The organism is Streptomyces sp. UNOC14_S4 (assembly GCF_020740835.1).
In the GTDB taxonomy this organism is placed as follows: Bacteria; Actinomycetota; Actinomycetes; order Streptomycetales; family Streptomycetaceae; genus Streptomyces.
The window spans coordinates 1-19,718 of the sequence record NZ_JAINFC010000087.1; the positions used below are offsets into that span (position 1 = coordinate 1).

Annotated in this window: 18 protein-coding genes; 15 read left to right on the forward strand and 3 right to left on the reverse strand. The window is 70.0% G+C overall.

The window, feature by feature from the left end:
• Positions 1-253: 253 nt before the first annotated feature.
• Both K6I34_RS10895 and K6I34_RS10900 read right to left on the reverse strand, forming a co-directional pair.
• Positions 254-451 carry a DUF397 domain-containing protein gene (locus tag K6I34_RS10895; protein WP_308293991.1) on the reverse strand — a complete coding sequence of 66 codons (198 nt, stop codon included), beginning with the start codon at positions 449-451 and terminating at the stop codon, positions 254-256.
• 4 nt (positions 452-455) lie between these two features.
• Positions 456-1,307: a helix-turn-helix transcriptional regulator gene (locus K6I34_RS10900; RefSeq protein ID WP_229324710.1), complete on the reverse strand. Its 852-nt coding sequence runs from the start codon at positions 1,305-1,307 to the stop codon at positions 456-458.
• 301 nt (positions 1,308-1,608) lie between these two features.
• Here K6I34_RS10900 and K6I34_RS10905 point away from each other — a divergent pair, with 301 nt between their 5' ends.
• On the forward strand, positions 1,609-1,935 hold the full coding sequence (locus K6I34_RS10905; RefSeq protein WP_229324712.1) for a hypothetical protein: 327 nt from the start codon (positions 1,609-1,611) through the stop codon (positions 1,933-1,935).
• Positions 1,936-2,077: 142 nt separating this feature from the next.
• Here the strand turns inward: K6I34_RS10905 and K6I34_RS10910 are convergent, their stop codons facing one another.
• Positions 2,078-2,938 (reverse strand): C40 family peptidase, encoded by an 861-nt coding sequence (locus tag K6I34_RS10910; RefSeq protein WP_229324714.1) that lies wholly within the window; start codon positions 2,936-2,938, stop codon positions 2,078-2,080.
• Between the two features lie 805 nt (positions 2,939-3,743).
• Between K6I34_RS10910 and K6I34_RS10915 the strand changes: the two genes are divergently transcribed.
• From K6I34_RS10915 to nuoN, 14 genes are all read left to right on the forward strand, one after another.
• On the forward strand, positions 3,744-4,103 hold the full coding sequence (locus K6I34_RS10915; RefSeq protein WP_121803748.1) for an NADH-quinone oxidoreductase subunit A: 360 nt from the start codon (positions 3,744-3,746) through the stop codon (positions 4,101-4,103).
• A 10-nt stretch (positions 4,104-4,113) separates the two neighbouring features.
• Positions 4,114-4,668, forward strand: a complete 555-nt coding sequence (locus K6I34_RS10920) for an NADH-quinone oxidoreductase subunit B family protein (protein ID WP_229324716.1) — start codon at positions 4,114-4,116, stop codon at positions 4,666-4,668.
• On the forward strand, positions 4,665-5,405 hold the full coding sequence (locus K6I34_RS10925; protein ID WP_229324718.1) for an NADH-quinone oxidoreductase subunit C: 741 nt from the start codon (positions 4,665-4,667) through the stop codon (positions 5,403-5,405). Before K6I34_RS10920 ends, K6I34_RS10925 begins: the two co-directional genes overlap by 4 nt.
• The gene (locus tag K6I34_RS10930; RefSeq protein WP_229324720.1) at positions 5,405-6,739 is read left to right on the forward strand and encodes an NADH-quinone oxidoreductase subunit D; all 1,335 of its coding nucleotides are present in this window, start codon (positions 5,405-5,407) and stop codon (positions 6,737-6,739) included. The genes K6I34_RS10925 and K6I34_RS10930 overlap by 1 nt, the downstream gene beginning before the upstream one ends.
• Positions 6,740-6,756: 17 nt before the next feature.
• The gene (gene nuoE / locus K6I34_RS10935) at positions 6,757-7,530 is read left to right on the forward strand and encodes an NADH-quinone oxidoreductase subunit NuoE (protein ID WP_229324740.1); all 774 of its coding nucleotides are present in this window, start codon (positions 6,757-6,759) and stop codon (positions 7,528-7,530) included.
• Positions 7,527-8,906 carry an NADH-quinone oxidoreductase subunit NuoF gene (nuoF, locus tag K6I34_RS10940; protein ID WP_229324722.1) on the forward strand — a complete coding sequence of 460 codons (1,380 nt, stop codon included), beginning with the start codon at positions 7,527-7,529 and terminating at the stop codon, positions 8,904-8,906. The genes nuoE and nuoF overlap by 4 nt, the downstream gene beginning before the upstream one ends.
• Positions 8,903-11,407 carry an NADH-quinone oxidoreductase subunit G gene (locus K6I34_RS10945; RefSeq protein WP_229324724.1) on the forward strand — a complete coding sequence of 835 codons (2,505 nt, stop codon included), beginning with the start codon at positions 8,903-8,905 and terminating at the stop codon, positions 11,405-11,407. Before nuoF ends, K6I34_RS10945 begins: the two co-directional genes overlap by 4 nt.
• Positions 11,408-11,409: 2 nt before the next feature.
• Positions 11,410-12,780: an NADH-quinone oxidoreductase subunit NuoH gene (nuoH, locus tag K6I34_RS10950; protein ID WP_229324742.1), complete on the forward strand. Its 1,371-nt coding sequence runs from the start codon at positions 11,410-11,412 to the stop codon at positions 12,778-12,780.
• Entirely contained in the window at positions 12,773-13,390 is a 618-nt protein-coding gene (gene nuoI / locus K6I34_RS10955) for an NADH-quinone oxidoreductase subunit NuoI (protein ID WP_229324727.1), read from the forward strand. The genes nuoH and nuoI overlap by 8 nt, the downstream gene beginning before the upstream one ends.
• Positions 13,387-14,232 (forward strand): NADH-quinone oxidoreductase subunit J, encoded by an 846-nt coding sequence (locus tag K6I34_RS10960; protein ID WP_229324729.1) that lies wholly within the window; start codon positions 13,387-13,389, stop codon positions 14,230-14,232. The genes nuoI and K6I34_RS10960 overlap by 4 nt, the downstream gene beginning before the upstream one ends.
• The gene (gene nuoK, locus K6I34_RS10965) at positions 14,229-14,528 is read left to right on the forward strand and encodes an NADH-quinone oxidoreductase subunit NuoK (RefSeq protein ID WP_121803757.1); all 300 of its coding nucleotides are present in this window, start codon (positions 14,229-14,231) and stop codon (positions 14,526-14,528) included. The genes K6I34_RS10960 and nuoK overlap by 4 nt, the downstream gene beginning before the upstream one ends.
• 12 nt (positions 14,529-14,540) lie before the next feature.
• Positions 14,541-16,436 carry an NADH-quinone oxidoreductase subunit L gene (gene nuoL, locus K6I34_RS10970; protein WP_229324731.1) on the forward strand — a complete coding sequence of 632 codons (1,896 nt, stop codon included), beginning with the start codon at positions 14,541-14,543 and terminating at the stop codon, positions 16,434-16,436.
• Between the two features lie 2 nt (positions 16,437-16,438).
• Entirely contained in the window at positions 16,439-18,088 is a 1,650-nt protein-coding gene (locus tag K6I34_RS10975) for an NADH-quinone oxidoreductase subunit M (RefSeq protein ID WP_229324733.1), read from the forward strand.
• On the forward strand, positions 18,085-19,718 hold a 1,634-nt coding region (gene nuoN, locus K6I34_RS10980; protein ID WP_229324736.1), incomplete at its 3' end, for an NADH-quinone oxidoreductase subunit NuoN. The genes K6I34_RS10975 and nuoN, both read left to right, overlap by 4 nt.

The window sequence follows — 19,718 nt, forward strand, 5'->3', positions numbered from 1 at the left end:
CTGCACCCCTCCGGGGGTGGGGGAGGAGAGGCGGCTCTTGGGGAAGCGCTCCCTTGCAACCAGGGGAGAGCCAAGGAGAGTTGGGTAGCGGACCCGAGCATGGCTGTGCCTGACGAACCGCGCCCGGAGCGATGCGGTGAGAACGTAGCGCCAGCTGAAGGTGGGTGCAATAGTGCACCAGGAAACAGATGCACCCGCATATGCCAAAAGCCCCCCACCTGCGAAGATGGGGGGCGGTCGAGTGCGAGGTTCGCTAGATCAGGTGGTTGAGCCTCCCGGCCTTGACGGCGTGCGTGAGTGCTCGCCACTTGGCCCGGCTGGTGGTCACGACTATCGCCGGATCATCGCTTTCGCGTATCAGGATGTTCCCATTGAGCCCCGCCGCTTCCACGCACTCGTCTCTGTCCCCGGAGAAAGAGGACTTCTGCCAGGTGATTTCCGACATCTCCATGCCTTCACAGTTGTTTTGCCACGGTGTGGATGAATTCCCTCGACTCCTTGGGAGGGAGGGAAGTCTTCTTCGCGTACCCAAGGATGCTGCGGTAGTTCTCCAAGTGGGCCTCGGCGTCGAGGAACAGTGAGCCATGGGCGGTGTCGATCTGCACGGTGTCGAGCCTGGGTACGGGACCCCCGGCGTATGTGGCCGAAGTGTTCGCCCCGGGGAACGAACCGGCAGCGAAAGGGATCACCCGGATGGTGACTCCCTCGTGGCTGCTGATTTCGACCAGCCTGTCGAGCTGGCGACGTTGCCCGTCCACGTCGGTGTGAAGCATGCGCAATGCCGCCTCATGGATCACGAAGGTGCAGGGTGTGGCCAGGTCACGCTGCATGACGCATTTCCGTTGCATGCGGTGCGACACGCGCCGCTCAACCTCTACCTGAGTGAGCGGCGGCACTGTGTTGCGGAAGAGGCTCCGCGCATAGTCCTCGGTTTGCAACAGGCCTGGAATGTACGCGAATTGCAGTACCGTCAAGCTGGTCGCGTGATATTCCAGCTCCGCGAGGTCCAGCACACTGGGGGATAGGTATCCCCGATACTCCTCCCACCAGCCCTTACCCCGTTCCTCTGCCATGGCAACAAGTGCGTCGACGTACTTCTCGTCGGGGCATGCGTAAATCCGGGCAAAGGCCCGAACCCGCTCCTCGCTCAGCCCGAGGCGGCCCGCCTCGGTGTTGCTGATGCGGGTGCGATCGACGCCCAGTTCCCGGCCGGCGTCCGGAGGCGTGACTCCGGCCTGCTCGCGCATCTTCCGCAACTCGGCGCCGAGCCTTTGTTGCCGTCCGGTGGGTGTCGTTCTCGGTGGCATGCCGCTCCTTTCCCGGTGGTTGCGGACAGTCTCGCGCGTGATCTTCCGACAGGTCTAGGCGGTGCACTGATGCACCGAAGAGGTTGCACGCGCTTCCGTGGTGGCCCTATGGTCCTGCCAACGCGACACCGCACGCCGGGAAGACCCGAAGTGCAGCCACCTGCATGCCCGTTGAGGCACTCCGGAGGGTGGCCAGGCCACGGACGGGTGTGAGGTGCGACCACCCCATCGCTGGGAGGCGACGTATGAGAAACGGCTGGCGCAGCAGACCCTGTACGCACGTCGGGATGGGGGCGCACAGATGATCAAGGCGACGTACTACGCCCTGGGCCGCACCGGACGCCTGGGCCGGAACGCCGAGTACTGGCTCCACTTCAACTCCGGCACCCTGATCGAGCTCCCAGAGCAACTGGCCGCGGAGCTCGTGCGCGACTTCGCCGATCGGCTCGGCTTACACGTGTGGGCGGAGCCCGGGAGCGAACCTCGGCCGCGCCGCCGCGCCTTCCGATGGTGGCGACGCCACACCCATAGGCGCCCCGTACCCGTCCGCAAGGTCAAGGCAAGGGGGAATTCACCCATTCGGGTGGGTATCGCGCCGTTTCGGCGTGTCCGCTCGGCGGAAAACTAAGGGCAGGCAACCGCTCGCCGTGCGCCACAGCCCCCGTACGGCGGGCGGTCCCGCGTCCGGAGGAGAAAAACGCCGAAAGGCCGGCTCCCCCGAGCGGTGGGGAAGCCGACCCTTCGATGTGAAGCCGAAGCGTTCGGTGGAACTACAGGACGCGCACCGCGCCCGTCGGCATGTCGTAGCTGAGGTCGCGCTCGACGACGCCCGAGCTCGGGTTCTGCGCGCCGATGAACTTGCCGCCGCCGACGTAGATGGCGACGTGGTACGCGCTGCCGGAGGAGCCCCAGTAGAGGATGTCGCCCTGCTGGAGGTTGCTCAGCGAGACCTGGGTGCCGTACGCGGACTGGTCCTGGGAGACGCGCGGCAGGTCGATGCCGAGCTGGGCGTAGGCCTTCATGACCAGGCCGGAGCAGTCGTACGCGGAGGAGCCGGTGGCGCCCATCACGTACGCCTTGCCGAGCTGGTTCTCCAGGAAGGAGATCAGCGTCGAGACGCTGCCCGAGCCGACGTGGCTGGAGGAGGAGGACGAGGACGACGAGGAGGAGTCGCCCGCCTCGTCGGAGGAGTCGGCGGAGGCCGACTTGGCGCTCAGGCTCGTGCGCTCGCCGCCGCGCGAGGCGCGGGACTCGTCCTGCTCGCGCTGCTGCTTCTCCGCGGCGGCCTTCTTCTCGGCCGCGTCGGCGATGCGCAGGGCCTCGTTCTTGGCCGTCTCGGTGGCGTCCTTGGCGGCGTCCGCGGCGTGGTCCTGCTGCGCGCTCTCCTGGTAGCCGAAGGCGGTCTGCTGGGTGGCAGCCGCGCTCTGGGCGATGGAGGAGGCGATCGTCGCGTTGATCGCCGGCATCTCCATGGTCGCCTCGGTGGGCTTCTCGGCGGCGGTGGCGGAACCGGCACCGGCCACGGCCAGGGTGCTGAGGACGCCACCGGCAACACCCGTGCGCACGACCCACGACTGGGTGGCCGTTCGGCGGGGCTTCCGGTGGCTGGTTATATGCGCGTTCGGGGACATGGAATAACGGAGTACCAGGCCGCACGGCGGAGTTCAATAAAGGTGACGTGCGTCACAATCGGCCTGCAGATGACGGTAAACCGGACATTTGGTTACGGTCGCGTCACGGCGCTTGATGGGGCGTCATGCCGGAACAGGCCCCTCAGCATGGCGTTTGCTCCCCGGCGGCAACGGCCGGTGCGTATATCACTTTGACGGTCAGTCTGTCGAGGCTACCCACGGGAACCGGCCGCGGAGCGTCCTGAAGCGTGGCAGACCTCACGCGGCGCCCGCCCTTCGCTGTGCGCCCGCTCTGCGTTCGCCGGAGTCTCCGTGCTCGCTGGAGCGCTCGCGTCCCGCCGCCCACTCGTGAAGAGAAGCGCGAGGTGCCGGTTCGGCCGTTCGGCGGCTGTCGTCGGCTCAGTGCGCCGCACTCCCATATCAGTTGACGATCACAAAAACCAATTTGCTTGCACAGCCCACGTTTTGCTAGGGCAAGCCCCTCTGGCCAGTGCCGCGACCGCCGGATGATCACCGCAGGTGATCATCCGAACGCCTCGGGTATGAAGATCGGCCACTCTTCCGCGCGGTGACCCCCTGTCAGGTGGTGGAGATCACAAACGTGGTCCTGTACCCCGTGTCGCAGATCACAGGTCACCGGGCATAGGATGCGCTCGACCCGGGCTTGTGAACTGCCTCACATGTGGGCGATCTTCGCGGCGTCCCCCGGAGGGCGCGCGGTGTCCCTGGAGGCCGGGAGCCCGCCGGGGTCCGGTCAGCCAGCAGTCAGCGTCTTTCGGAAGTCGACTGGAAGGAGCGAGGAGCGGTGAACGCCTACGCGCCCATCCTCGTACTGGGAGCCCTCGGGGCAGGCTTCGCGATCTTCTCCGTGGTCATGGCCTCGCTCATCGGGCCCAAGAAGTACAACCGCGCCAAGCTCGAGGCGTACGAATGCGGCATCGAGCCCACCCCGCAGCCCGCCGGGGGAGGGCGCTTCCCGATCAAGTACTACCTGACGGCGATGCTCTTCATCGTCTTCGACATCGAGATCGTCTTCCTCTACCCCTGGGCCGTCACCTTCGACTCCCTGGGGCTGTTCGGGCTCGTGGAGATGCTGCTCTTCGTGCTCACCGTCTTCGTCGCCTACGCCTATGTATGGCGCCGCGGCGGCCTGGAATGGGACTAGGGGGCTCACCATGGGAATCGAGGAGAAGCTGCCCAGCGGCTTCGCGCTGACCACCGTCGAGCAGGCCGCCGGCTGGGTGCGCAAGGCGTCCGTCTTCCCGGCCACGTTCGGACTGGCCTGCTGCGCCATCGAGATGATGACCACCGGCGCGGGCCGCTACGACCTCGCCCGCTTCGGCATGGAGGTCTTCCGCGGCTCCCCGCGCCAGGCCGACCTGATGATCGTGGCCGGGCGGGTCAGCCAGAAGATGGCGCCGGTGCTCCGCCAGGTCTACGACCAGATGGCCAACCCCAAATGGGTCATCTCCATGGGGGTCTGCGCCTCCAGCGGCGGCATGTTCAACAACTACGCGATCGTCCAGGGCGTCGACCACATCGTGCCGGTCGACATCTATCTGCCCGGCTGCCCACCGCGCCCCGAGATGCTGATGGACGCGATTCTCAAACTGCACCGCAAGATCCAGGACGGGAAGCTCGGCGCCCACCGCGAGGAAGCGGAGCGCGAGGCGGAGGAGAGGGCGCTGAAGGCCCTGCCGCTCATCGAGATGAAGGGCCTGCTGCGGTGAGCGACGAGAAGACGAACGGGGTCAACCCCGACAAGGACGTCAACGCCCAGAACCTGCCCGGCCAGCGGGGCGAGGCGGGCGAGGCCATCCGCGTCCAGCGCGGCATGTTCGGCGCACGCAACGGCGGCGACACCTCCGGGTACGGCGGCCTGGTGCGTACCGTACGGCTGCCGGGCGAGGCCGTCCGCCCGTACGGGGGGTGGTTCGACGAGGTCGCGGACGAACTGGAGGGCGCGCTGGAGGAGCAGGGGCTGCTCCCGGCGAACGCCATCGAGAAGACCGTCGTCGACCGCGGCGAACTCACCTTCCACATCGCCCGCGAGCACCTGCCGGTCGTCGCCCGCACCCTCCGCGACGACCCCGCGCTCCGCTTCGAGCTGTGCACGGGCGTCAGCGGCGTGCACTTCCCCGGCGACAAGGGCCGTGAGCTGCACGCCGTCTACCACCTGCGCTCGATCACCCACAACCGGCTGATCCGGCTGGAGGTGAGCGCCCCCGACGACGATCCGCACGTGCCCTCGGTCGTGGACGTCTATCCCACGAACGACTGGCACGAGCGCGAGACGTACGACTTCTTCGGCATCGTCTTCGACGGCCACCCGGCGCTCACGCGGATCATGATGCCGGACGACTGGCAGGGCTTCCCGCAGCGCAAGGACTACCCCCTCGGCGGCATCCCCGTCGAATACAAGGGCGCCCAGATCCCGGCTCCGGACCAGCGGAGGTCGTACAGCTGATGAGCACTTCCCCCGCGGGTTCCCCCGCGAGCGCGCGCGACACCACCGAAGGCACCGTCTACACGGTCACCGGCGGCGACTGGGAGGAGCTCGCCGCCGCGGCCAGGAAGGCCGACGACGAGCGCATCGTCGTCAACATGGGCCCCCAGCACCCCTCCACCCACGGAGTGCTCCGGCTCATCCTGGAGATCGACGGCGAGACCGTCACCGAGGCCCGCTGCGGCATCGGCTATCTCCACACCGGCATCGAGAAGAACCTCGAATACCGCAACTGGACGCAGGGCACCACCTTCGTCACGCGCATGGACTACCTGACGCCGTTCTTCAACGAGACGGCGTACTGCCTGGCCGTGGAGAAACTCCTGGGCATCGAGGAGCAGATCCCCGACCGCGCGAACGTCCTGCGCGTGCTGCTGATGGAGCTGAACCGCATCTCCTCGCACCTGGTGTGCATCGCCACCGGCGGCATGGAGCTCGGCGCCACCACCATCATGATCTACGGCTTCCGGGACCGCGAGCTCGTCCTCGACATCTTCGAGCTCATCACCGGCCTGCGGATGAACCACGCCTACGTCCGCCCCGGCGGCCTCGCCCAGGACCTGCCGCCCGGCGCGGTCGACCAGGTGCGGGAGTTCGTCAAGAAGATGCGGCGCAACCTCCCCGAGTACGACAAACTCGCCACCGGCAACCCCATCTTCAAGGGCCGCCTCCAGGGCATCGGCCACCTCGACCTCTCCGGGTGCATGGCGCTCGGCGCGACAGGACCGATTCTGCGGGCCACGGGCCTGCCGCACGACCTGCGCAAGGCCCAGCCCTACTGCGGCTACGACACCTACGACTTCGAGGTGGCGACCGCCGACACCTGCGACGCGTACGGCCGCTTCCTCATCCGGCTGGAGGAGATGCGGCAGTCGCTGCGCATCGTCGAGCAGTGCCTCGACCGGCTCGCGCCCGGCCCGGTCATGGTCGCCGACAAGAAGATCGCCTGGCCCGCCCAGCTCGCCCTCGGGCCGGACGGCCTCGGCAACTCCCTCGACCACATCAAGAAGATCATGGGTACGTCGATGGAGGCCCTGATCCACCACTTCAAGCTGGTGACGGAGGGCTTCCGGGTGCCGCCCGGCCAGGCGTACGCGGCGGTGGAGTCGCCCAAGGGCGAGCTCGGCGTGCACGTCGTCAGCGACGGCGGCACCCGCCCCTACCGGGTCCACTTCCGTGACCCCTCCTTCACCAACCTCCAGTCCATGGCGGCGATGTGCGAAGGCGGCCAGGTGGCCGACGTCATCGTCGCCGTGGCGTCCATCGATCCCGTGATGGGAGGCGTCGACCGGTGACAGACGTCCAGTTGGGGATGCCGAAGTTCCCCGCGCCCGACTTTCCCGCCGACGTGCGCGCCCGGCTGGAGGCCGACGCCAAGGAGGTGATCGCCCGCTATCCCGACAGCCGCAGCGCCCTGCTGCCCCTGCTGCACCTCGTGCAGTCCGAGGAAGGGCACGTCACCGCCACCGGCGTCCGCTTCTGCGCCGAGACGCTCGAACTGACCACCGCCGAGGTCACCGCGGTGGCGACCTTCTACACCATGTACCGCCGCGGGCCGAGCGGGGACTACCAGGTCGGCGTCTGCACCAACACGCTCTGCGCGGTGCTGGGCGGCGACGCCATCTTCGAGTCCCTGCGCGAGCACCTCGGCGTGGCGAACGGCGGCACCACCGAGGACGGCAAGGTCACCCTCGAACACATCGAGTGCAACGCGGCCTGCGACTACGCCCCCGTGGTGATGGTCAACTGGGAGTTCTTCGACAACCAGACACCGCAGAGCGCCAAGGCCCTGGTCGACGACCTGCGCGCCGGGCGCCCCGTGCGGCCCACGCGCGGCGCGCGGCTGTGCACCTTCAAGGAGACGGCCCGCATCCTCGCCGGCTTCCCCGACGAGCGGCCGGGCGCGGTGGAGGAGAGCGGCGGCGCGGGCCCCGCGACCCTGGCGGGCCTGCGGCTGGCCAGGGGCGAGGGCCCGGCCGCCCGCGTCGGACCGCCGCGCGGCGCCCCGGCGCAGCCGCCGGTACAGGACGACCGCCCGGCGCGTCAGGACGACCGCCCCGCGCGCCGCGAGGAGGGGGAGGAATGACCATGGCACCCGCGAACGGGGGCGTCCCCCGGCCCGAGACAGGCGGCGAGACCAGCCCCGAGAAGCTCTTCACCCCCGTGCTCAGCGCCTTCTGGGACGAGCCGCGCCCCTGGACGCTGGAGACCTATCTGCGGCACGACGGCTACGCGGGCGCGCGCAAGGCCCTCGCGATGGCCCCCGACGACGTCATCGCGTACGTGAAGGACTCCGGGCTGCGCGGCCGCGGCGGCGCGGGCTTCCCCACCGGGATGAAGTGGCAGTTCATCCCGCAGGGCGACGGCAAGCCGCACTACCTCGTCGTCAACGCGGACGAATCCGAACCCGGCACCTGCAAGGACATCCCCCTCCTCTTCGCCAACCCGCACGCCCTCATCGAGGGCATGCTGATCGCCAGTTACGCGATCCGCTGCGACCACGCCTTCATCTATCTGCGCGGCGAGACCGTCCCCGTGCTGCGGCGGCTGCACGAGGCCGTGCGCGAGGCGTACGCGGCGGGCTATCTCGGCCGGAACGTCCTCGGCAGCGGACTCGACCTCGACATCACCGTGCACGCGGGGGCGGGCGCGTACATCTGCGGCGAGGAGACCGCGCTCCTCGACTCGCTCGAAGGCCGCCGCGGCCAGCCCCGGCTCCGGCCCCCCTTCCCCGCGGTCGCCGGTCTGTACGCCTGCCCCACTGTGGTGAACAACGTCGAGTCCATCGCGTCGGTTCCCGCGATCCTGGGCCGGGGCAAGGAATGGTTCCGTTCGATGGGCAGCGAGAAGTCCCCCGGCTTCACGCTCTACTCCCTCAGCGGCCACGTCGCCAACCCCGGCCAGTACGAAGCCCCGTTGGGCATCACCCTGCGCCAGCTCCTCGACGTGAGCGGCGGCATGCGCCCCGGCCACCGCCTCAAGTTCTGGACGCCAGGCGGCTCCTCGACCCCGATGTTCACCGACGAGCACCTGGACGTCCCGCTGGACTACGAGGGCGTGGGCGCCGCCGGATCGATGCTGGGCACCAAGGCCCTCCAGTGCTTCGACGAGACCACCTGCGTCGTGCGGGCCGTCACCCGCTGGACCGAGTTCTACGCGCACGAGTCCTGCGGCAAGTGCACGCCCTGCCGCGAGGGCACCTACTGGCTCGTCCAGCTGCTGCGCGACCTGGAGGCGGGCAAAGGCCGCATGGGCGACCTCGACAAGCTCGCCGACATCGCCGACAACATCAACGGCAAGTCCTTCTGCGCCCTCGGCGACGGCGCCGCGAGCCCCATCTTCTCCTCGCTCAAGTACTTCCGCGCCGAGTACGAGCAGCACGTCAAGGGCAAGGGCTGCCCCTTCGACCCGGCGAGGTCCACCGCGTGGGCCGACCAGTCGCACCCGGAGGTGCACGTATGACCGTCACCACGTCCGCGCCCTCCGGAGGCGGGAACGCGGTTCCGCCGGACGACCTGGTGTCCGTCACCATCGACGGCGTCCAGCTGTCCGTCCCCAAGGGCACGCTCGTCATCCGGGCCGCCGAACTCCTGGGGATCGAGATCCCCCGCTTCTGCGACCATCCCCTCCTCGACCCCGCCGGTGCCTGCAGGCAGTGCATCGTCGAGGTCGAGGGACAGCGCAAGCCGATGGCCTCCTGCACCATCACCTGCACCGACGGCATGGTCGTCCGCACCCAGCTCACCTCGCCCGTCGCCGAGAAGGCCCAGCGCGGCGTGATGGAGCTGCTGCTCATCAACCACCCGCTGGACTGCCCCGTCTGCGACAAGGGCGGGGAGTGCCCGCTGCAGAACCAGGCGATGTCCGCCGGGCAGGCCGACAGCCGCTTCGAGGGCCGCAAGCGGACCTTCGAGAAGCCGGTGCCGATCTCCCCGCAGGTCCTCCTCGACCGCGAGCGCTGCGTGCTGTGCGCCCGCTGCACGCGTTTCTCGCAGCAGATCGCCGGGGACCCGATGATCGAGCTGCTGGAGCGCGGCGCCCTGCAACAGGTGGGCATCGGCGAGGGCGTGCCCTTCCAGTCGTACTTCTCGGGCAACACCATCCAGATCTGCCCGGTCGGCGCCCTGACCTCGGCGGCGTACCGGTTCCGCTCCCGCCCCTTCGACCTCGTCTCCTCGCCGTCGGTGTGCGAGCACTGCGCGGGCGGCTGCGCGACGCGTACGGACCACCGGCGCGGCAAGGTGATGCGCCGACTCGCCGCCGACGACCCCGAGGTCAACGAGGAGTGGGTGTGCGACAAGGGCCGCTTCGCGTTCCGCTACGCCCAGCGGCCCGACCGGCTCACCACCCCGCTCGTGCGCAACGCCGACGGCGTGCTGGAGCGGGCGAGCTGGCCGGAGGCACTGGAGGCGGCGGCCCGCGGCCTCGCCGCCGCCCGGGGCCGGTCCGGGGTGCTGACAGGCGGACGGCTGACGGTCGAGGACGCGTACGCCTACGCCAAGTTCGCGCGCCTGGCCCTCGACACGCACGACGTGGACTTCCGGGCCCGCGTGCACAGCGCCGAGGAGGCCGACTTCCTGGCCGCCCGGGTCGCGGGCCGGGGGCGTGATCTCGCCGGTGGCGGGACGACGTACCGGGCGCTGGAGGACGCGCCCGCCGTGCTGCTCGTCGGCTCCGAACCGGAGGAGGAGGCGCCCGGCATCTTCCTGCGGCTGCGCAAGGCGCACCGCAAGCACGGGCAGCGCGCCTTCTCGCTCGCCCCGTACGCGACGCCGGGGCTGACGAAGGCGGGCGGCACGCTGCTGCCCGCCGCCCCCGGCACCGAGACCGAGTGGCTGCAGGCGCTGGCCGACACCGTGGGGCTCGACGCCGCGGGGCGGGAAGCGGCCGGGGCGCTGCGGGCCGAGGGTTCCGTGATCGTCGTCGGTGAGCGCCTGGCGGGCGTTCCCGGCGCGCTGACCGCGGCCGTGGCCGCGGCGGACGCGACCGGGGCGGCCCTGGTGTGGATCCCGCGCCGCGCGGGGGAGCGCGGGGCGCTGGAGGCGGGCGCGCTGCCGGGGCTGCTGCCCGGCGGGCGGCCGGCCACCGACCCGCGGGCCCGCGAGGAGACGGCCGCCGCCTGGGGCGTCGCCGAGCTCCCGCGCAGCCCCGGCCGGGACGCGGGCCAGATCGTCGAGGCCGCGGTCACCGGCGAGTTGGCGGCCCTGGTGGTGGGCGGGGTGGAGGTCGCGGACCTGCCCGACCCGGCACGCGCGCGTGCCGCGCTCGACGCGGTCGGCTTCCTGGTGAGCCTGGAACAGCGGCCCGGCGAGGTGACCGAGCGGGCGGACGTGGTGCTGCCGGTCGCGGCGGTCGCCGAGAAGGCGGGCACCTTCCTGAACTGGGAGGGCCGGGCCCGCCCGTTCGACGTCGCGATCAAGCTCGACCAGACGACGGCCCGCCACCATGTGCCGCCGGACGGACGGGTGTTGCACATGCTGGCCGACGCCATGGACGTGTCCCTCGCGCTGCCGGACGTGGAGGCGGCGCGCGCGGAGCTCGGCCGGCTGGGGCACTGGGACGGCGCGTACGCGGCGGCCCCCGCCGAGCACGGCCGTCCGGTGCCGAGGCCCGGCGCCGGGGAGGCCGTGCTCGCGGGCCACCGGATGCTGCTCGACGAGGGCCGCCTCCAGGAAGGCGACGACGCGCTCGCCGCCACCCGGCACGCGGCGGTGGCCCGGCTCTCCGCCGCGACCGCCGAGGAGACGGGCGTACGCGACGGCGAGCCGCTCGCCGTGACCGGTCCCGCGGGCACCGTGCGGCTGCCGCTGCGGGTCACCGTGATGCCGGACCGGGTGGTGTGGCTCCCGCTGAACTCCGTCGAGGGTGGGGTGGCCGCTCGTACGGGTGCCCGGCCCGGCGAGCTCGTACGGATCGCGGCGGACGCCGGTGACGGCACCGAGATTTCGGAGGGACGGCAGTGAGCATGCAGCACCTGGCCGCCGAGGACCTGTCGATGTTCGGCCGCGACCCCTGGTGGCTGATCCTCCTCAAGGCCGTCTTCTGTTTCGCGTTCGTCATGCTGACCGTGCTGTTCTCGATCGTCTGGGAACGCAAGGTCGTCGCGTGGATGCAACTGCGCATCGGCCCCAACCGGCACGGCCCCTGGGGTCTGCTCCAGTCCCTCGCGGACGGCATCAAGCTGATGCTCAAGGAGGACCTGATCGTCAAGCGGGCCGACAGGGCCGTCTACCTCCTGGCCCCGGTCGTCGCGGCCATCCCGGCGTTCATGGCGATCGCGGTCATCCCGTTCGGCCCGTCCGGGAACGAGGTCTCGGTCTTCGGGCACCGCACCGCGATGCAGCTCACCGATCTGCCGATCGGGGTGCTCTACGTGCTCGCGACGGCGTCGGTCGGCATCTACGGCATCGTGCTGGCGGGCTGGTCCTCCGGCTCCACCTATCCGCTGCTGGGCGGCCTGCGTTCGTGCGCGCAGATGATCTCGTACGAGATCGCGATGGGCGTCTCCTTCGCCGCCGTCTTCCTCTACTCGGGGTCGATGTCGACCTCGGCGATCGTGGAGGCGCAGCACGACCGGTGGTACGTGCTGCTGCTGCCGGTGTCCTTCCTCATCTACATCACCGCGATGGTCGGCGAGACCAACCGGGCGCCGTTCGACCTCCCGGAGTCCGAGGGCGACCTGGTCGGCGGCTTCAACACCGAGTACTCCTCGATCAAGTTCGCGCTGTTCATGCTCGCCGAGTACGTCAACATGATCACGGTCTCGGCGGTCGCGGTGACGCTCTTCCTGGGCGGCTGGCGGGCCCCGTACCCGGTCTCGACGTTCTGGGAGGGCGCGAACCACGGCTGGTGGCCGCTGCTCTGGTTCGTGATCAAGGTCCAGCTGCTGCTGTTCTTCTTCATCTGGCTGCGCGGCACCCTGCCGCGGCTGCGCTACGACCAGTTCATGAAGCTGGGGTGGAAGGTCCTCATCCCGGTCTCGATGGTCTGGCTGATGCTCGTCGCGACCGTGCGGGCGCTGCGGAACGAGAACTACGACTTCCAGCGGATCACGCTCTACGTGGGCGGCGCGGTCGTCGCGGTCCTGGTGCTCTCCCTCGTCGCCGACGTCTTCCGCGACCGCGGCGGCGCGGACCGGGAGGCGGCCGAAGGGCCTGGTCCACAGGGCGAGTTCGACCCGATGGCGGGCGGTTTCCCCGTGCCGCCGATGCCCGGCCAGACCCTGCCGCCGGTGCCGCGGCGCCCGTCGCGACAGGGCGGGGAGCTCGTTGTCAGTGGTCGCGTCGATACTGTGAGTGACGGTCCTCGAGAAGGAAAGGAGGGCGGGGATGCCTGACTTCCAGAACCCCGTGGCGGGCTTCGGCGTGACCTTCAAGGCCATGTTCAAGAAGCGCCTCACCGAGCAGTATCCGGAGGAGAAGAAGCACACGGCGCCGCGCTTCCACGGCCGCCACCAGCTCAACCGGCACCCGGACGGGCTGGAGAAGTGCATCGGCTGCGAGCTGTGCGCGTGGGCCTGCCCGGCCGACGCGATCTATGTGGAGGGCGCGGACAACACCGACGAGGAGCGCTATTCCCCCGGTGAGCGCTACGGCCGCGTCTATCAGATCAACTACCTCCGCTGCATCCTGTGCGGCCTGTGCGTGGAGGCCTGCCCCACCCGCGCGCTGACCATGACCAACCAGTACGAACTGGCCGACGCCAGCCGCGAGTCGCTCATCTACACCAAGGAGGAGCTCCTCGCCGGCCTGGAGGAGGGCATGGTCGACACCCCGCACGCGATCTACCCGGGCATGACCGAGAAGGACTACTACCGGGGCCTGGTCTCCGAGGCCGCGCCGGGTACGGTCCGTCAGGTCGCCGTCTCCAAGGGCGAGCAGCCGCCGGAGCCCGCGAACTCCTCGTCCGCGTCGTCGGATTCCTCGTCCGCGGAGGTGGAGTCATGAGCGCGCTGGCCGCCGCGGGCACCACCTCCACCGGTGAGGCCGTCCAGTTCTGGCTGCTCGCCACGGTCGCCGTCCTCGGGGCGCTGGCCACGGTCCTGATGAAGAAGTCCGTGCACAGCGCGCTGTCCCTGGCGGGCACCATGATCGTGCTGGCGGTCTTCTACCTCGCCAACGGCGCCTACTTCCTGGGCATCGTGCAGATCGTGGTCTACACCGGCGCGATCATGATGCTGTTCCTGTTCGTCGTCATGCTCGTCGGTGTCACCGCCGCCGACTCCCTCAAGGAGACCATCAGGGGCCAGCGGCTGCTCGCCGGGCTGTGCGTGCTCGGCTTCGGCATCCTGCTGATCGCGGGCATCGCCAACGCGGCCCTGAAGGACTTCACCGGCCTCGGCCAGGCCAACTCCGGGGGGAACGTCCAGGGGCTGGCCGCTCTCGTCTTCACCAAGTACGTCTTCGCCTTCGAGATCACCGGCGCTCTGCTGATCACCGCCGCCGTCGGGGCGATGGTCCTCACCCACCGCGAGCGCGCGCAGCGCCCCGCCGGCCAGCGCGAGCGCGCCGAGGCCCGCGTCCGCGAGGGCAAGCAGGTGCCCCCGCTGCCCGCCCCCGGCGTCTACGCCCGGCACAACGCCGTGGACATCCCCGGCCTGCTGCCCGACGGCACCCCCTCCGAGCTCACCGTCAACCCCACGCTGCGCTCCCGCGGCCAGATCCGCGACGTGTCGGGCGAGGCGCTCCAGGGGCTCGCGGCGCTGGAGCAGCGCTCCGCGGAGTGGGTGACGGGCGGCCGCGGCGAGGACGGCAGGCCCGCGTCCGGCGCGAAGGAGGCCCGTAAGTGAACCCCGTCAACTACCTCTATCTGGCGGCCGTGTTGTTCACCATCGGCGCGGCCGGTGTGCTCATCCGGCGGAACGCGATCGTCGTCTTCATGTGCGTCGAGCTGATGCTGAACGCCTGCAACCTGGCGTTCGTCACCTTCTCCCGGCTGCACGGCAATCTGGACGGCCAGATCATCGCGTTCTTCACCATGGTCGTGGCCGCCGCCGAAGTGGTGATCGGCCTCGCGATCATCGTGTCCGTCTTCCGCACCCGTCACTCGGCCTCGGTCGACGACGCCAGTCTGCTGAAGCTGTAAGGGGACGCCGACGTGGAGAACCTCATCGGGCTGCTCGTCGCGGCCCCCCTGCTGGGCGCGGCCGTCCTGCTGTGCGGCGGCCGCCGACTGGACCGCGTGGGCCACTGGGTCGGCACGCTGCTGGCGGCGGTGTCCTTCGCCCTCGGCGTCGTGCTCTTCGCCGACCTGCTGGGCAAGGACGCCGGGGCCCGCACGCTGACCTCGCACCTGTTCAGCTGGGTCCCGGTGGGCGGCTTCCGCGCGGACGTCGCCTTCCGGCTCGACCAGCTGTCGATGACCTTCGTCCTGCTGATCACGGGTGTGGGCACGCTCATCCACCTGTACTCGGTGGGCTACATGGAGCACGACGAGCGCCGCCGCCGCTTCTTCGGCTATCTGAACCTCTTCCTCGCCGCGATGCTGCTGCTCGTCCTTGCCGACAACTACCTTCTGCTGTACGTCGGCTGGGAGGGCGTGGGCCTCGCCTCGTACCTGCTGATCGGCTTCTGGCAGCACAAGCCCAGCGCGGCCACCGCGGCCAAGAAGGCGTTCCTCGTCAACCGCGTCGGCGACATGGGCCTGTCGATCGCGATCATGCTGATGTTCACCACGTTCGGCACCTTCGCCTTCGGCCCCGTCCTCACGCACGCCACGGACGCGGGGGAGGGCAAGCTGACGGCCATCGGGCTGATGCTGCTGCTCGCCGCGTGCGGCAAGTCCGCCCAGGTGCCGCTCCAGTCCTGGCTCGGGGACGCGATGGAGGGCCCGACGCCGGTCTCCGCGCTGATCCACGCGGCCACGATGGTGACCGCGGGCGTCTACCTGATCACCCGCTCCGGCGCGATCTTCAACGCGGCGCCCGACGCGCAGACCGCGGTCGTCACGGTCGGCGCGGTCACGCTGCTCTTCGGTGCGATCGTCGGTTGCGCGAAGGACGACATCAAGAAGGCCCTGGCCGGTTCGACGATGTCCCAGATCGGCTACATGATCCTGGCCGCGGGCCTGGGCCCCGTCGGCTATGTCTTCGCGATCATGCACCTGGTGACCCACGGCTTCTTCAAGGCGGGCCTCTTCCTCGGCGCGGGCTCGGTCATGCACGGCATGAACGACGAGGTGGACATGCGCCGTTACGGCGGCCTGCGGACGTACATGCCGGTCACCTTCGTCACCTTCGGTCTCGGCTACCTCGCCATCATCGGCTTCCCCGGTCTCTCCGGCTTCTTCTCCAAGGACAAGATCATCGAGGCGGCCTTCGCCAAGGGCGGCACCGAGGGCTGGATCCTCGGCGGCGCCGCTCTGCTGGGCGCGGCCATCACCGCCTACTACATGACGCGCGTGATGATCCTGACCTTTTTCGGCGAGAAGCGCTGGCAGCCGGATGCACAAGGCGAGCCGCCGCACCCGCACGAGTCGCCGCGCACCATGACGATCCCCATGGTGGTCCTGGCCGTCGGATCGGTCTTCGCCGGCGGGCTGTTCAGCATCAACGACACGTTCCTGAAGTGGCTGGAGCCCGTCACCGGGCACGCCGAGGGCAACTCGCCGCTCAGCGCGATCGAGGTCACGGCCGCCACCATGGTCGTGCTCGTCCTCGGCGTGGCGCTCGCCTGGGCGCAGTACGGGCGCAGGCCCGTCCCCGTCACCGCGCCCCGGGGCAACGCGCTCGTCCGCGCCGCCCGGCGGGACCTGCTCCAGGACGACTTCAACCACATCGTGCTGGTCCGCGGCGGCGAGGAGCTCACCCGCGGCCTGGTCCGCGCCGACCACTCGGTGGTCGACGGCATCGTCAACGGCACGGCCGCCGCGGTCGGCGGGCTGTCGGGCCGGATGCGCAGGCTGCAGAACGGCTACGCGCGCTCGTACGCGGTCTCGATGTTCGGCGGCGCGGCGGTGCTCATCGCCGCGACCCTGCTGATGAGGGCGGTCTGATCATGTCTTTTCCCCTGCTGACGGTCACGGCCGCCGTGCCCGCGGCCGGCGCGGTCGCGACCGCCGCCGTCCCGGCCGCGCGCCGGGCGGCCGCGAAGTGGCTCGCGCTGGCCTTCTCGCTGGCCACGCTGGTCCTGGCGGCGGTCCAACTGGCCCGCTTCGACCCGGACTCCGGCAAGGCCTTCCAGCTCACCGAGTCGCATGCCTGGATCACGTCCTTCGGCGTCCGCTACGACCTCGGGGTGGACGGCATCGCGGTGGTGCTGATCGCCCTGACCGCGCTGCTGGTGCCCTTCGTGATCCTGGCCGGCTGGCACGACGCCGACCCGCTGGAGGCGGCGGCGCCCGACCGCCGCTGGCGGCCCACCCAGGGCTTCTTCGCGCTGATCCTGCTGGTCGAGGCCATGGTGGTGATCTCCTTCGAGGCCACCGACGTCTTCCTCTTCTACATCTTCTTCGAAGCCATGCTGATCCCGGTGTACTTCCTGGTCGGCGGCTTCGGCGACCGGGCGGGCACCCGCTCCGAGGAGGAGACGGCGGCCCGCCGGTCGTACGCGGCGGTGAAGTTCCTGCTGTACAACCTGGCGGGCGGGCTCATCATGATGGCCGCGGTCATCGGGCTCTACGCCGTCACCGCGCACCAGCTCGGCACCGGCACCTTCTCGCTCACGGAGATCGTCCAGGCGCGCGCCGACGGCCGGCTCCAGCTCGCGACCGTCACCGAACGGGCCCTGTTCCTCGGCTTCTTCTTCGCCTTCGCGGTGAAGGCGCCGCTGTGGCCGCTGCACACCTGGCTGCCGGGCGCCATGGGCGAGGCCACCGCGCCCGTCGCCGTCCTGATCACCGCCGTGGTCGACAAGGTGGGCACCTTCGCGATGCTCCGCTTCTGCCTCCAGCTCTTCCCGGAGGCGTCGAAGTGGGCGACGCCGGTGATCGTCGTGCTGTCGGTGATCGGCATCCTCTACGGGGCGCTGCTCGCGGTGGCCCAGAAGGACATCAAGCGCCTCATCGCCTACGCCTCGATCTCGCACTTCGGCTTCATCGTCCTGGGCATCTTCGCGATGACCACGCAGGGCCAGGGCGGTGCGACGCTCTACATGGTCAACCACGGGATCTCCACGGCGGCGCTGATGCTGGTCGCCGGGTTCCTGATCTCGCGCCGCGGCTCGCGGCTCATCGCCGACTACGGCGGCGTGCAGAAGGTGGCGCCGGTCCTCGCCGGGACGTTCATGGTGGGCGGTCTGGCCACGCTGTCGCTGCCGGGCCTCGCGCCCTTCGTCTCCGAGTTCCTGGTCCTGGTCGGCACGTTCAGCCGCTACCCGGCCCTCGGGATCGTCGCCACGCTGGGCATCGTCCTCGCCGCGCTCTACGTCCTGGTGCTCTACCAGCGCACGATGACGGGCCCGGTCAAGGAAGAGGTCCGGGGCATGCCCGACCTGCGCGTACGCGAACTCGTCGTGGTGGGCCCGCTGATCGCCCTGCTTCTCTTCCTGGGCGTCTATCCCAAGCCGCTGACGGAGATCATCGACCCGGCGGTGGGGCGCACGATGTCGCAGGTCCACCGGACCGATCCCAAGCCCGATGTTCCGAACGCATCGGATGTATCGAACGCCCCGAACGCCCCGACGAACGATGTGGAGGCCGCGAAGTGAGCCACGCAGCTTTCGTCCACAGCCTGTGGACGATGTCGGCCGACCCGCCGAGAAAGATCCCGGCACCCCATATCGAGTACGCCCAGCTGTCACCGACGCTGATCGTCCTCGGCGCCGCCGTCCTCGGCGTCCTCGTGGAGGCGTTCCTGCCCCGGCGCCTGCGGTATCCGGTGCAGGTGCTGCTGACCGCCGTCGGCCTGGCCGCGGGCTTCGCCGCGGTCGTCGCCCTCGCCGCGGGCGGCTACGGCACGGGCAAGGCACATGTCGCCGCGATGGGCGCGGTCGCCGTGGACGGTCCGGCGCTGTTCCTCCAGGGGACCATTCTCCTCGTCGCGCTGGTCGCCGTGTTCACCTTCGCCGAGCGGCGCCTCGACCCGGCGGCCCACGGCAGGGCCGTCGACTCCTTCGCCGCGCAGGGTGCCGCCGTGCCGGGCGGCGAGGCCGAACGGGAAGCGGTCAAGGCGGGCTTCACCACCACGGAGGTCTTCCCGGTCCTGCTGTTCGCGGTCGGCGGCATGCTGATCTTCCCGGCGGCCGACGACCTGCTGACGCTGTTCATCGCGCTGGAGGTCTTCTCCCTCCCGCTGTACGTCCTCTGCGCCCTCGCCCGCAGGCAGCGGCTGCTCTCCCAGGAGGCCGCGGTCAAGTACTTCCTGCTGGGCGCCTTCTCGTCGGCGTTCCTGCTGTTCGGCATCGCGCTGCTGTACGGCTACGCGGGCACGGTCACGTACGCGGGCATCGCCGACGTGGTCAACGGCACGGTCCGCACGGTGGACCCGGCCCTGGCCTCGACCACGGGGAACGACGCGTTGCTGCTGATCGGCGGAGCGCTCGTCCTGATGGGCCTGCTGTTCAAGGTCGGCGCGGTCCCGTTCCACATGTGGACGCCCGACGTCTACCAGGGCGCCCCCACGCCGGTGACGGGCTTCATGGCCGCCGCCACCAAGGTCGCCGCCTTCGGCGCGCTGCTGCGGCTGCTGTACGTGGTGCTGCCGGGGCTGCGCTGGGACTGGCGGCCGGTCATGTGGGGCGTCGCGATCGTCACCATGGTGGTGGGCGCGGTGGTCGCCGTCACCCAGACGGATGTGAAGCGGCTCCTCGCCTACTCCTCGATCGCGCACGCGGGGTTCATTCTCGCGGGTGTCATCGCCGTGAGTCCGGGCGGTATTTCCTCGGTTCTCTTCTACCTGGCGGCGTATTCGTTTGTGACGCTGGGCGCGTTCGCGGTGGTGACGCTGGTGCGGGACGCTGGTGGCGAGGCCACGCAGCTGACCAAGTGGGCGGGGCTGGGGCGCCGTTCGCCGCTGGTGGCGGCCGTCTTCGCGGTCTTCCTGCTGGCCTTCGCGGGCATTCCGCTGACGAGTGGGTTCACCGGGAAGTTCGCCGTCTTCAAGGCGGCGGCGCAGGGGGGTGCGGTGCCGTTGGTCGTGGTGGGTGTGCTGTCCTCGGCGGTGGCGGCGTTCTTCTACATCCGCGTGATCGTGCTCATGTTCTTCAACGAGCCGCAGGCGGAGGGGCCGAGTGTTGCCGTGCCGAGTGTTTTCACTTCGGCGGCGATTGCGGTGGGGGTTGCGGTGACGGTTGTGCTGGGGGTTGCGCCGCAGTATTTCCTTGATCTGGCGGGGCGCTG

Coding starts and splice junctions, on each gene's coding strand:
- nuoF (WP_229324722.1), top strand. CDS start 7,527: ATGACCATGGCACCCGCGAACGGGGGCGTCCCCCGGCCCGAGACAGGC.
- K6I34_RS10905 (WP_229324712.1), top strand. CDS start 1,609: ATGATCAAGGCGACGTACTACGCCCTGGGCCGCACCGGACGCCTGGGC.
- nuoH (WP_229324742.1), top strand. CDS start 11,410: ATGCAGCACCTGGCCGCCGAGGACCTGTCGATGTTCGGCCGCGACCCC.
- K6I34_RS10910 (WP_229324714.1), bottom strand. CDS start 2,938: ATGTCCCCGAACGCGCATATAACCAGCCACCGGAAGCCCCGCCGAACG.
- K6I34_RS10900 (WP_229324710.1), bottom strand. CDS start 1,307: ATGCCACCGAGAACGACACCCACCGGACGGCAACAAAGGCTCGGCGCC.
- K6I34_RS10945 (WP_229324724.1), top strand. CDS start 8,903: ATGACCGTCACCACGTCCGCGCCCTCCGGAGGCGGGAACGCGGTTCCG.
- K6I34_RS10975 (WP_229324733.1), top strand. CDS start 16,439: ATGTCTTTTCCCCTGCTGACGGTCACGGCCGCCGTGCCCGCGGCCGGC.
- K6I34_RS10930 (WP_229324720.1), top strand. CDS start 5,405: ATGAGCACTTCCCCCGCGGGTTCCCCCGCGAGCGCGCGCGACACCACC.
- K6I34_RS10895 (WP_308293991.1), bottom strand. CDS start 451: ATGGAGATGTCGGAAATCACCTGGCAGAAGTCCTCTTTCTCCGGGGAC.
- nuoE (WP_229324740.1), top strand. CDS start 6,757: ATGCCGAAGTTCCCCGCGCCCGACTTTCCCGCCGACGTGCGCGCCCGG.
- K6I34_RS10920 (WP_229324716.1), top strand. CDS start 4,114: ATGGGAATCGAGGAGAAGCTGCCCAGCGGCTTCGCGCTGACCACCGTC.
- K6I34_RS10960 (WP_229324729.1), top strand. CDS start 13,387: ATGAGCGCGCTGGCCGCCGCGGGCACCACCTCCACCGGTGAGGCCGTC.
- nuoI (WP_229324727.1), top strand. CDS start 12,773: ATGCCTGACTTCCAGAACCCCGTGGCGGGCTTCGGCGTGACCTTCAAG.